Source organism: Gemmatimonadaceae bacterium (genome assembly GCA_035533015.1).
GTDB lineage: Bacteria > Gemmatimonadota > Gemmatimonadetes > Gemmatimonadales > Gemmatimonadaceae > JAGWRI01.
Map to the genome: position 1 here is coordinate 54,902 of DATLUQ010000036.1, position 12,617 is coordinate 67,518.

The 12,617-nt window shown below is 68.2% G+C and carries 8 protein-coding genes; 6 read left to right on the plus strand and 2 right to left on the minus strand.

The features are described from left to right. Positions 1 to 23: 23 nt before the first annotated feature. The gene (locus tag VNF92_07485) at positions 24 to 641 is read right to left on the minus strand and encodes a CBS domain-containing protein (protein HVA57715.1); all 618 of its coding nucleotides are present in this window, start codon (positions 639 to 641) and stop codon (positions 24 to 26) included. Between the two features lie 253 nt (positions 642 to 894). Between VNF92_07485 and VNF92_07490 the strand changes: the two genes are divergently transcribed. The 6 genes from VNF92_07490 (at position 895) to pepT (ending at position 12,024) form a co-directional block, all read left to right on the plus strand. Beyond that, on the plus strand, positions 895 to 2,337 hold the full coding sequence (locus VNF92_07490) for a phospholipase D-like domain-containing protein (GenBank protein HVA57716.1): 1,443 nt from the start codon (positions 895 to 897) through the stop codon (positions 2,335 to 2,337). Positions 2,338 to 2,345: 8 nt separating this feature from the next. Beyond that, entirely contained in the window at positions 2,346 to 3,911 is a 1,566-nt protein-coding gene (xylB, locus tag VNF92_07495; GenBank protein HVA57717.1) for a xylulokinase, read from the plus strand. Then, positions 3,908 to 4,354: a hypothetical protein gene (locus tag VNF92_07500; protein ID HVA57718.1), complete on the plus strand. Its 447-nt coding sequence runs from the start codon at positions 3,908 to 3,910 to the stop codon at positions 4,352 to 4,354. Before xylB ends, VNF92_07500 begins: the two co-directional genes overlap by 4 nt. A gap of 110 nt (positions 4,355 to 4,464) precedes the next feature. Then, positions 4,465 to 7,191, plus strand: a complete 2,727-nt coding sequence (locus tag VNF92_07505) for a glycoside hydrolase family 3 C-terminal domain-containing protein (protein HVA57719.1) — start codon at positions 4,465 to 4,467, stop codon at positions 7,189 to 7,191. A gap of 138 nt (positions 7,192 to 7,329) precedes the next feature. After that, the gene (locus tag VNF92_07510; GenBank protein HVA57720.1) at positions 7,330 to 10,662 is read left to right on the plus strand and encodes a hypothetical protein; all 3,333 of its coding nucleotides are present in this window, start codon (positions 7,330 to 7,332) and stop codon (positions 10,660 to 10,662) included. A gap of 108 nt (positions 10,663 to 10,770) precedes the next feature. Beyond that, the gene (pepT, locus tag VNF92_07515) at positions 10,771 to 12,024 is read left to right on the plus strand and encodes a peptidase T (GenBank protein HVA57721.1); all 1,254 of its coding nucleotides are present in this window, start codon (positions 10,771 to 10,773) and stop codon (positions 12,022 to 12,024) included. Here the strand turns inward: pepT and VNF92_07520 are convergent. Then, positions 11,939 to 12,610 carry a DedA family protein gene (locus VNF92_07520; GenBank protein HVA57722.1) on the minus strand — a complete coding sequence of 224 codons (672 nt, stop codon included), beginning with the start codon at positions 12,608 to 12,610 and terminating at the stop codon, positions 11,939 to 11,941. The two genes, pepT and VNF92_07520, sit on opposite strands and share 86 nt — an antisense overlap. Between the last annotated feature and the right edge of the window lie 7 nt (positions 12,611 to 12,617).

Here is a 12,617-nt window from a genome sequence, read left to right on the forward strand (position 1 = left end):
CTCCGCCCAAAGGCGGCCGTGCTTCAGGACCAGGGCTCGCGGAACTCCCGGTCGCGGTTGAATACGTAGGTCCGTGCCTGCACCTTGCCTTCGGCCACGGCGCGGGCGATATCCGTGCCGGTGACGATGCCCACGAGCGCCCCTTCGTCCACCACGAGCACGCGGTGAATGCCGGCGCGGCTCATCAACTCGGCCGCCTGTTCCACCGCATCCCCGGGTTTCAGCGCCCATAGGCGACGGGTCATGACCTCGCGCACCTCGTGCTCCTCGAGCACGTTCCACTCGGGACCTTCCACGCTCGCCATGCGCTCGGTGACCTCGGCGCCCGCGTCGTCCCACAGATCCGTGAAGAACTCCGCCGACGGCTCGTCTTCCGCGTCGCTGACGTCCGGAACCGGCAGATCGCTCCAGTCACGCCACTCGGTGTCGCCAGGCTCCTCCTGTTCGGTGGGCACGCCGGGCTGGCTGGCCGCAAAGCCGATCAGGTCGGACGCCGATACCACGCCCACCACCTTATCGCCCTGGAGCACGGGAGCCCCGCTCACGTGGCGGCGCGCCAGCAACTCCATGGCGTCGCGAAGCGTTGTAAGCGGAGTGACGGACACGACGTCCGTCGTCATGATGTTGCGGAGCTTCAGCATGGGCACCTCCCTCCCCTTCCGGATGGGTGCGGCGGGCAACGGCGCCCGCTCGGTCGCATGTAAGTTGCCGCCGCCCCCCGCGACCCACTGTCGGCGGCTACCCGAAAGCATGTAAGGAGAGGGCCGGCAACGCGCGGTTGTCTCCCTACCGTGCGCTGCCATGGCGGCGCCGAGCCGTCGAGGGCCGGCGATCGCTCCTCGCCTGTCCATCAACTGTCGACTAAGATGCTTGGACCCGCTGCCCCACGGTCTCATGTCCCCAAGCGCGCTGCAGCTCCTCATCGCGGTTCTTCACGTCGTGCTGGCGGTCGGCGTTTCGGCGCACATCGTCCTCACCAAGGACGACGTCCGCGCCGCGATCGGATGGATCGGGCTCGTGTGGCTCACGCCCCTCGTGGGGTCGCTGATGTACCTGTTCCTCGGGGTCAACCGGATCAAGCGCCTGGCCGGTCAGTTGCGACGCGACCGTGCCATGACCGGAATCACCCACACCGGTTCGCATATCCTGCCGCACCGGGGAGTGGCCGAAGCCGAGATTCCGGAACGGCTACGCCCCCTCGCGACCCTCACGGGACGGGTGACCGGCGCTCCCCTCGTGGGGGGCAACGCCGTGGATCCACTGGTGGGCGGCGACGCCGGGTATCCCGCCATGCTCGAAGCCATCGCCGACGCCCGCACGAGCGTGGCGCTCGCCACCTACATCTTCGACCGGGGCACGGCGGCCGACCGGTTCGTGGACGCGTTGGCAGCCGCGGTCGCGCGCGGCGTCCAGGTGCGCGTTCTGATCGACGGCGTGGGAGCACGGTACAGCCGCCCACCGATCGTCGGGACGCTGCGCCGCCACGGCGTGACGGTGCAGGAATTCCTGCCGTCGGCGTTCCCCTTCTCGCACCCCTATTTCAATCTTCGTAACCACCGCAAGCTCATGATCGTGGACGGCGCCGTCGGGTTCTGCGGCGGGCTCAACATCCGGGACGGCTGCATGCTGTCGCTCGATCCGCCCGACCCCACGCAGGACGTCCATTTCCGCTTTCGTGGGCCGGTCGTGCGGCAGTTCATGGGAGCGTTCGCCTTCGACTGGCAGTTCGCGGCGCGCGAGGCGCTCGAAGGCGAGTCGTGGTTTCCCATCCTGCCCGCCGACGTCGGGCCCGTGCTGGCCCGCGGCATCCCCGACGGGCCCGACGAGGACTTCGAGGCGATGTTGTTCACCTTTCTCGGCGCCATCGCACAGGCCCGGCGGCGTATCCGGATCGTCACGCCGTATTTCCTGCCCGACAAGCCACTGGTCGACGCGCTCAAGGTGGCCTCGCTGCGAGGTGTGGACGTGGAGATCCTGCTGCCGGCGCGTAGCAACCTTCGCACCGTGCAGTGGGCGCAGGGCGGTCAGCTCGCGCAGGTGCTCCGCGGGGGGTGCCGTGTGTTCTTCACACCGGCGCCCTTCGACCACTCCAAGCTGTTCACGGTGGACGGTGAGTGGTCGCTGGTCGGATCCACGAACTGGGACCCGCGCAGCCTGCGTTTGAACTTCGAGTATGCCGTGGAATGCTATTGTCCGCATTTCGCGGCGCGGCTGGACGCCATGATCGACGCCAAGCGGGACGCCGCGCGCCTCTGGACGATCGTCGACCAGCGGCGCAGGCCACTCCCCGTGAAGTTGCGCGACGGGCTGATGTGGCTTGCCCAACCGTATCTATGAGCCCTGACATGCCGAGCCAGCACGCAGGCGGAATGGCCGGGCCGGGGCCGGTGTTCCTGGGACTCGACGTCGGGACCAGCGGCGTGAAGGCCCTGCTCATGCGCCCCTCCGGCGATGTGGTCGCGACGACCACGGTTCCGCTCAGCCTCATCACGCCCCGCCCCGGATGGGCCGAGCAGGACCCCGCCGACTGGTGGCGCGCGGCGAGTGGCGCCGTACGCGCGCTGCTGGCCGCGAACCCCCGCGCTTCGGTGGCGGCCGTCGGCGTCTCCGGCCAGATGCACTCGTCCGTCTTTCTCGACGCGCACGGCGACGTCATCCGCCCGGCGTTGCTCTGGTGCGACGGACGCACGACGACGGAGTGCCGGGAGATCACCGAACGCGCCGGCGGGGAGGACCGCCTCCGCGAGCTCGTCAGCAATCCGGCCCTCGAAGGATTCACGCTCCCCAAGGTACTCTGGCTCCGCCGTCACGAACCGTCGGCGTTCGCCCGGCTGTCGAAGGTGCTCCTTGCCAAGGACTACGTGCGATTCTGCCTCACCGGGGCGCTCGCGACCGAACCGTCCGATGCGTCGGGAACGCTGATGTTCGACACGGCGCGCCGCCGGTGGAGCGGCGCGATGTTCGAGTTGGTCGACCTGCCCGCCTCCCTGGTGCCCGACCTCGGGGAGTCGGCCGAGATCCTGGGCCGCGTCACGGAAGCCGCAGCGGCGCTTACCGGACTGGCGGCAGGCACGCCCGTGGTCGGCGGGGGTGGAGACAACGCCTGCGGTGCGGCGGGCGTCGGCGCGGTCGCCGCCGGCCACACCGTGGCGAGTTGGGGCACGTCGGGCACGGTGCTCGCCCCGATGGCCGAGCCGCGCGTAGATCCGCGAATGCGCGCCCACACCTTCTGCCACGTCGTCCCCCACCGCTGGTATCTCATCGGTGTCGTGCTGTCCGCCGGGAGCGCGTTCGCATGGTTCCGCGATCAGTTCGCCCGCGGGTACGCGAACGCCGACGAGGCGAGCCGGGCGTTGCGCCGCGAGGCGACGACGGTCGCGCCCGGCGCCGATGGCGTCACCTTCCTGCCCTATCTGCAAGGGGAGCGAACCCCACATCGCGACGCCTCGCTGCGCGGGGCCCTGCTGGGACTCAGCCTTGCCCATACGCGGGCGCACGTCACGCGGGCTGTGCTCGAAGGAGTCTGCTTCGCCCTGCGGGACTCGCTGGAGATCCTCGGCGAGCTTGGGCTCCCCGCCAGCGAGGTGGTACTCACCGGAGGCGGCGCCCGCCACGCCCTGCTGCGCCAGCTGCAGGCCGACGTGTTCGGCCTGCCCGTGGTGACGGTGAATCGCGAGGAAGGATCGGCCTACGGGGCGGCGCTGCTTGCCGCGGTCGGTGCTGGCGCCTATCGCGACCTCGATGCCGCCGTACGGGTCACCGTCACGCGGAGTCCGCCCACCCCTCCCGACCCACTCGCCCGGGCGCTCTACACGCCGCTCTACGCACATTTCCGGAAGGCGTACCTGCGGGCAGCACCGGATTCCCGTAGCATTGACGGGGACGAGAACTCCGGGACCGCTGTCCGATGAGCGACATCGTCGAGCCGATGGCCAAGCAGAGCTTGTCCGGCCATCCGCGAAGCGCTCAAGAAGCTGCGGACGATGGGCATCGTCGAGATCCACCGATGGGCACCGTCGAGATCCGCCACGGGTCGGGCGTGTGCGTCCGCCTCCATGAGGACGCGCTCCTGCTCGCCGCTCCGGACCATGCGGGCATGGTGACAAAGAAGCGGCGCCTCGATCTCGTTCGAATTCGCCTGCCCCTCGACGTGCAGTCGGTCACTGACGCGGTTCGCCACGGCACGGCCCATCAGCTCATCGAAATGCGACGGCCGGTGGATGTGGCCAGCCACAATTTCGCGATCAGCGGAGTGCTGCACACCTCGAACATGGGGTTCCACCAACAGATCGCGCTCGCGTGCGGGTCCGGGTCCGGTTGCCGGGGAGATAGCTCGACAAGATCGATATTATGAATGCTCATCAGCGCCGAGAATCGGCCTCATGTTCCCGATCGGCAACCAGTTGCCCGGCTGCCGCTGCCTGCGACGGTCCCAAGCACCAACCAAAGTTCACGGTGAGTCCGATGCGCCCACGTCATTGCCTGCGCCTTGCCCTGCTCGTCAGTGCCGCCGTCATCCCGCTGATACCGATCTCGTCTTCTGCCCAGGCACCCAGCGGCGCCTCCACCCCCGCCTATCTCGACTTACGGCGCTCGTTCCGGGCGCGGGCCGACGACCTCGTGGCGCAGATGACGCTGGAGGAAAGGATCTCGCAGATGCAGGACATGGCCCCCGCCATTCCGCGCCTCGGGGTTCCTGCGTACGCCTGGTGGAACGAAGCGTTGCACGGCGTGGCGCGTGCCGGCTTGGCGACCTCGTTTCCGCAGGCGATCGGCATGGCCGCCACGTGGGACGACTCGCTCATCTACCGCGAAGCGACGGTCATCTCCGACGAGGCACGGGCAAAGTACAACGACAACATCAAGAACGACCGCCACCCACGCTTCGGCGGCTTGACCTTCTGGTCGCCGAACATCAACATCTTCCGCGATCCGCGGTGGGGACGGGGCCAGGAGACCTATGGGGAAGATCCGTTCCTGACCGGGAGCATCGCCGTTCAATTCATCCGGGGCATTCAGGGGGACAACACCAAGTACCTGAAGGCGGTGTCCACGGTGAAACACTTCGCCGTGCACAGTGGGCCAGAACCCGAGCGCCACGTATACAACGCGGTGGTTAGTCAGCGCGACCTGCGCGAGACCTACCTGGCGCAGTTCCAGGAGGGCATCGAACAGGGGGGCGCCTATTCGGTCATGTGCTCGTACAACGCCTTGTTCGGCGCCGCGGCCTGCGGTAGCCCAATGCTGCTCGATACCATCCTGCGCCACGAATGGGGGTTCAAGGGATACGTCGTCTCCGACTGCGATGCGGTGGACGACATCTACCGGACGCACGAGTTCGCGACCAGCGGGGCGGCGGCCAGCGCTCTGGCGGTGAAGGCGGGAACGGACCTCGACTGCGGCAGCACGTACGCCGACCTGGGGGCGGCGGTCGACTCGGGATTCATCACCGAGGCACAGATCGATACGTCCATCGACCGACTGTTCCTGGCGCGTTTCAAACTCGGCATGTTCGACCCGCCGGATTCCGTGCCCTGGTCGAATCTCTCATTGAGTGACGTGGACACGCCGGCGCACCGCGCGCTGGCGCTTCAGGTGGCGCGTGAATCGATGGTCCTGCTCAAGAACCAGGGCAACCTGCTGCCGCTCCGCAAGGACCTGGGCACGGTGGCCGTCATCGGTCCCAACGCCGACCAGACCGAGGTGCTGCTCGGCAACTACAACGGAACCCCGGCCGACCCGATTTCGGCGTTACGCGGCATTCGCGCGGCGGTGTCCCAGTCCACGAAGGTACTCTACGCGCTCGGCGCCAACCTGGCCGACAGCTTTCCCGTGTACGAGGCGGCGCCGGAGAGCCTGTTCACGACCCCCGACGGGCAGCCGGGCCTGCACGTGGACTATTTCGACAACCAGGCGCTGGAAGGCGCTCCCTCATACTCCGGCACTGACCGCACGGTGGACGCCAGATGGGGAGAGGGTGCGCCGCGCAGCGACTTGAATCCTGATGACTTCGGGGTTCGCTGGACAGGCACGTTGCGGGTGCCTGAGACGGGCGCGTACCGGCTGCAACTTCGGGGAACGGTCAAGTTCGACATGTGGATCGACGACAGCCTGGTCCTCAGTTCCGCGGCGTTCGGTCGGCGCGGCGGCCGTGGTGGTCCGCCGGGCGGCGCACCGGTCGCGGGTGGGGGACGCGGAGGATCCGATGTGGGCTTGGCGCGCGGCGAGTTCCCGATGCCGTTCCCCATCCGCAGTGGTCCGATCACCCTCGAGGCCGGCAAGAGCTACCAGATTCGCATTGACGGGTCGGAATCGACCGGCGATGCCCAACTGCACCTGGACTGGGCGCCCCCCAACTCCCTGCTCGAATCCCAGGCGCTGGCCGTTGCTCAACAGGCCGACGCCGTGGTGCTCGTCCTCGGGCTCACCTCGCGAATGGAGGGCGAGGAGATGCCGCTGCACATCGACGGGTTCGACGGCGGCGACCGCACCAGACTGGCGCTCCCCGAGACGCAGGAAGACCTGCTCCAACGCGTCGTCGCGCTCGGCAAGCCGACGGTACTCGTGCTTCTCAACGGCAGCGCCCTGGGCATCAATTGGGCCAATGACCACGTCCCGGCCATTCTCGAGGCCTGGTACCCCGGCCAGGCGGGCGGCACCGCCGTCGCCGAGACCCTGTTCGGGGACTACGATCCCGGCGGGCGGCTGCCCATCACGTTCTATCATAGCGTGAAGGACTTGCCGCCGTTCGACAGCTACGCGATGGCGGGACGCACCTATCGGTACTATGACGGCGCGCCTCTCTATCCATTCGGCTACGGGCTGAGCTACACCACGTTCGCCTATTCCAACCTGCGAACGAGTACCGACACGCTCGGCGCCAATGATACCGTCACGGTCCGCGTGGACGTGCGGAACACAGGCACGCGGGCCGGCGACGAGGTGGTCCAGCTGTACGTGAGCCACCCGCATTCCATGGTGACCAGAGCACGGGAGGATCTCCGCGGATTCCAGCGCGTCACGCTGCAACCAGGACAGGCGCGCACGGTGACGATGCGGGTGCCAGCCTCATCGTTGGCGTACTGGAATCCCAATTCGCAGCGGTGGGTGGTGGAGCATGAGCCGGTGGAACTCAGGGTCGGCGCCTCGTCGGCCGACATCCGGCTCACGACGACGGTCGAAGTGAGATGACGACTGGGGAGCCGTGAGCGCCAACTCGGATCTGGATTCTTGGGATGGGCGGCGTTCGACGGATGCGCCGACTGGCCGACGCCGGGTCCCGGCCCCATTATCTCTCTATCCCATCTCCATTCCATGAGGGCGGTTTCCGTGCGCACACTCCTGACGCGTTTCACGCTCGCCATCGCGATCCTCGCGGCCCCGGCCGCGACGGCCACCGCGCAGACTTCCGACTTCTATTCGCCCGCCATGCAGTGGCGCCAGATCGGCCCCACCCGCGCCGGGCGCGCTCGTGCGCTGGACGGCGTGCCCAGCCAGCCGAACGTCTTCTACATCGGGTTCGACAACGGCGGGGTATGGCGCTCCAGCGACTACGGCTCGACGTGGGAACCACTCTTCGACCACCAGTCCACGGGGTCCATCGGCGCGATCGCGGTGGCGCAGTCGGACCCCAACGTGATCTACGTGGGCTCGGGCGCCGGCATCATCCGGCCCGACCTCGCCACCGGCGACGGCATGTACAAGTCCACCGACGCCGGCAAGACGTGGACGCACCTCGGCCTTCGCAATTCGCAGATGATCGCGATGGTGGACGTCGATCCGAAGAATCCCGACCGGCTGTTCGTGGCCGCGCTGGGGCATCCCTACGGCCCCAACGAGGAGCGCGGCATCTTCCGCTCCACCGACGGGGGCCAGTCGTTCCAGAAGGTGCTGTACAAGGACGAGTACACGAGCGGCGGTGACGTGCGCATCGATCCGGTGGACCCGAACATCGTGTACGCCACGCTCTGGCAGCAGCAGCAGGGCTATTCCGAGAACACCTCGTTCGGCGGCGCCGGCGGCGGCATCTACAAGTCCACCGACGGCGGCACCACGTGGAAGCAGCTCACCAACGGGTTGCCGGACATCATCCAGGCGAATCTCGCCATCGCGCCGAGCAACCACGACGTGCTGTACGCGACCGTCGCCGGCACGGCACCTCAGGGCGCCGGACGGGGTGGCCGCGGTGGTGGCGGCCCCACGGGCGTGGTGGGGCTGTTCAAGTCCGTGGACGGCGGGGAGCACTGGTTCCGCGCCATCGACGGCCCCAACGGCGACGCGCGCGGGAACCGCGTGGAGGACCCGCGGCCGCTGGTCCGCATCGGCGGCGGCGACCTGCCCACGCTCGCCGTCGATCCCACCGACGACAACGTCGTGTACAGCTGCTCCACCGTGTTCTGGCGCTCCGACGACGGCGGCGTCACCTGGACCGCCGTGCGGGGCGCTCCCGGCGGTGACGATTATCAGAAAACGTGGATAAACCCCACCAACCCCAAGATCATCCTCCTCGTCTCCGACCAGGGGGGCGTGGTGTCGGCCAACCACGGGCGGTCGTGGAGCAACTGGTACACGCAGCCCACGGCGGCCATGTACCACGTGACCACCGACGACGCCTTCCCGTACCGCGTGTGCGGCGGCCAGCAGGACTCGGGCTCGGCGTGCGTGGACAGCCGCTCGATGGACGGTGAGATCACCTTCCACGACTGGCATCCGGTGAACATCCAGGAGTACGGGATCGCGGCGCCGGATCCCAGCGATCCCGACATGGTCTACGGCAGCAGCCGCAGCAACGTGTCGCTCTACAATCGGAGGACCGGGCAGACCACCGACGTCGGCCCCGACATGAGCGCCCGCGGGCCCGGCGGCGATACCTACAACCGCAACGTGCGCACGATGCCCATCATCTGGTCGCCGGTGGACCACAAGACGCTCTACTACGTGTCCAACGTCGTCTGGCGCAGCACCGACAAGGCGCACAGCTGGGCGCGCGTGAGCCCCGACCTGGCGCGGCAGACGTGGCCGGTGCCCGCCAACATGGGCAAATACGCCAGCGAGATCACCCCGGGCCCGCAGGGTACGATCACCGCCCTCGCGCCTTCGCCCCGCGACATCCGCACCCTGTGGGCCGGCACCGACGACGGCAACGTCCAGGTGACCACCGACGGCGGAACGTCCTGGCACAACGTCACGCCGGCCGCCGTGAAACCGTGGACGCGCATCTTCAACATCGACGCGGGCCACTTCGATACGCAGACCGCGTACATCGCCGCCAACAGCATGCGGCTCGACGACATGAACCCGCACTTCTTCCGCACGCACGATGGCGGCAAGACGTGGACCGAGATCGACAACGGGATGGCGCCGGGCGCCGTGGCCAACTCCATTCGCGAAGATCCGCGCGTGAAGGGGCTGCTCTACGGCGCCACCGACACCCAGGTGTGGGTGTCGTTCGACGACGGCGACCACTGGCACTCGCTGCGTCTGAACATGCCGGCCATCTCGGTGCGCGACATCCAGGTGAAGGACGATGCCACCTGCCTCTGCTCCGACCTCGTGGCGGGCACGCACGGGCGTGGGTTCTGGATCCTGGACGACCTGACACCGCTGCGCCAGGCCGCCGAAGTCGCGAAGGCAAAGGACGCGTATCTGTTCAAGCCGGCCACCGCCCTGCGCGTGCGGTTCGGTACCAACGACCCCACGCCCTGGCCCCCCGAAGTGCTGGCGGGGCAGAACCCGCCGCCGGGCGGCATCATCGATTACTACCTGGCCCACGACGCGTCGGGCCCCGTGAAGCTCGAGATCCTGGACCAGAGCGGCAAGCTCGTCCGCTCGTATGCGAGCACGGATCCGGTGCTCGACCCCGATCCCGGCGTGGACCCCGAAGCGTACGACAAGGTTTGCCAGCGGGATCCCCGTGCCGCCGACTGCTCGGTGCCGCTGTACTGGGCCGCGCCGCAGATGTCGATCTCGACGCAGGCGGGCATGCACCGCTTCAGCTGGGACCTGCACTTCAACGCCGTGGGCGAGATCGAAGGGCCGAGCGGTGAGGGCGGCGCCGGCGTCGTGCCGCACCGCACGTATCCCAGCGTGAACGCGCCCTGGGCGCCGCCCGGCCAGTACACCGTTCGGCTCACCGTGGGCGGCAAGACGTATACTCAGCCGCTGACCCTCAAGCTCGATCCGCGCGTGAAGACCTCGCCGGCCGGGCTCGCGCAGTTGGCCTCGCTGTCGCGCGAGATGTACGATGGCGCGCAGGCAGCGAATACGGCCTACACACAGGCGCGCGTCCTGAGCGCGGCGCTGGGCAAGCTCCAGGGCACCGACGTCGACGCGTTCAGGAAAGAAGTGGATGCGCTCGCCCCGGCGGCACCGGCCGGCGGGCGCGGCCGCGGGTTCGGATTCGGGTTCGGACGCGGTGGACGCGGCGGCAGTGCGCCCGCTACTCTGCAGACGCTGTCCAACACTCTGCTCGGCGCGGCGATGGCCATGCAGGGAGCCGATGTGGCGCCGACGGCGGTGGAGATCACGGCCTGCAACCAGGCCCGCGCCGAGTCGCATGACGTCATGGCGCGCTGGAACACCCTCAAGACCAGCGGTCTGGCCGCGTTCAATGCCAAACGGAAGGCTGCGGGCCAACCGCAGGTGAAGCTCCCGAACGACTGACGCACCTTCGTCGCGAACGGGGCAAGCGACATCGCTTGCCCCGTTCGCCGTTCTGTCGCTGCCGCTCTCTCCTAGCCTCCTACTCTCTTACCCTCCCCCTCTCCATCCATGCGCGCCCCGCCTTCCGAATCCGTAACCGACCGCTTCCTACGCTATGTAAGGATCGATACGCAGTCCCAGGAGGGCGCGTCGACGACACCCAGCACCGACAAGCAGTGGGCGCTCGTCCGCCTTCTGGCCGGCGAACTCGAGCAGATCGGAGCCACCGACGTGCGCACGAGCGAGCACGGCATGGTCTATGCGCGCATTCCGGCTACCGTCGCCACGGCGGTACCCGTGATCGGGTTCATCGCCCACGTCGACACCTCCCCCGCCGTGACGGGCGCGAACGTCAAGCCCGTGATCCACGCGAACTATCAGGGCGGCGATATCGTCCTTCCCGGTGATCCAGCGCAGATCATCACCGTGGCGCAGAATCCGGAGCTGGCCACGCTGATCGGCGACGACATCATCACGACCGACGGCACCACGCTTCTCGGCTCCGACGACAAGGCCGGTGTGGCAGCCATCATGACGCTCGTCGACACCCTCGTGCGGAATCCCGACCTCGCGCACGGGCCGATCGCCGTGGCGTTCACGGCCGACGAGGAGATCGGCAGCGGCATCGAGAAGTTCGACATCGCCGAGTTCGGCGCGCGGTTCGCCTACACGGTGGACGGCGGCACCCTCGGCGGCGTGAGCGACGAGACATGGAGCGCGCGCCTCGCCACCGTGACCTTCCGCGGCAAGAGCGTGCACCCGGGCACCGCCAAGGGCGTGATGGTGAATTCCATCTATGCCTTCGCGCACTTCCTGACGCAGATGCCGCGCGACATGCTGCCGGAGACCACCGAGGCGCGGATCGGCTTCGTGCACCCCTACCTCGGCACCGCCGACGTCGAACAGTCGACCGTCAAGGTGCTGCTGCGCGATTTCGAGATGAGCGAACTCGAACACAAGGAACGGTTGATCCGCGACCTCGCCGCGGCCTCGGCGGCGGCGTATCCCGGCGTATCGGTGCAGGTGGAGGTGAAGGAGAACTACCTGAACATGAAGGAAGTGCTCCGGGACCATCCCCAGCTCACGGAGCATGCGATGGAAGCCGCGCGGCGGGCGGGGCTCGCGCCGTTCCTGGAGCCGATCCGCGGCGGCACCGACGGCTCGCGGCTCACGTTCCGCGGCCTCCCCTGCCCCAACATCTTCACCGGCGGCCACAACTTCCACGGCAAGCTCGAGTTCAATTCTCGCCGTGGGTTGGAGAAGACGACGGAGACGCTGGTGCATCTGGTGCAGATCTTCGCCGAACGTTCCGCCGCCACATGACCATTCCCACGACCAACGCGGCGGCGACCACGATCACCACGATGACGGCCGCCGCGACCTCCGGATTGCGAATGGCGCGGCCCGCCGCCGCTTTCAGCGCCCGCTCCACGCCCGCGCCCAGGGCATAGCCCAGCCAATAGTAGATCGCCGCCCAGAGGATGGACGCCGCCGCCGCGCCGATCAGGAACGCCGCGCGACTCATCTTGAGCGCGCCCGCCGCCACCGTGAGCACGATGCGGAATCCCGGCACGAGGCGTCCGAGCGCCACGGTCACCGACCCGTGCGTGTTGAGCCAGACCTCCATCCGATCGGCGCGCTCGCCGTCGAACCCGAACCGGTGGCCCACCCGCCGCAACAACGGGTGGCCGAGCCGTCGCGAGACCTCGAACAGGATCGTGCTGCCCAGCATGGTCGCCGAGAACACGACCAGCGTGGCCATGAAATAATTCGCATGGCCGGCACGCCCCGACGCCCCGAGTGCGGCGATGAACACGTCGCCGGGCACCGGCAGCGGCACCCCCGACTCTTCGAGGAAGATGCCCACGAATGCGCCCAGGTACTGCCACTGGGCCAGAAACGCGAGCACGGACCCA

Excerpts from the sequence above, each read along its gene's own strand:
- VNF92_07505 (HVA57719.1), top strand. The coding sequence starts at position 4,465 with ATGCGCCCACGTCATTGCCTGCGCCTTGCCCTGCTCGTCAGTGCCGCC.
- xylB (HVA57717.1), top strand. The coding sequence starts at position 2,346 with ATGCCGAGCCAGCACGCAGGCGGAATGGCCGGGCCGGGGCCGGTGTTC.
- VNF92_07485 (HVA57715.1), bottom strand. The coding sequence starts at position 641 with ATGCTGAAGCTCCGCAACATCATGACGACGGACGTCGTGTCCGTCACT.
- VNF92_07490 (HVA57716.1), top strand. The coding sequence starts at position 895 with ATGTCCCCAAGCGCGCTGCAGCTCCTCATCGCGGTTCTTCACGTCGTG.
- pepT (HVA57721.1), top strand. The coding sequence starts at position 10,771 with ATGCGCGCCCCGCCTTCCGAATCCGTAACCGACCGCTTCCTACGCTAT.
- VNF92_07500 (HVA57718.1), top strand. The coding sequence starts at position 3,908 with ATGAGCGACATCGTCGAGCCGATGGCCAAGCAGAGCTTGTCCGGCCAT.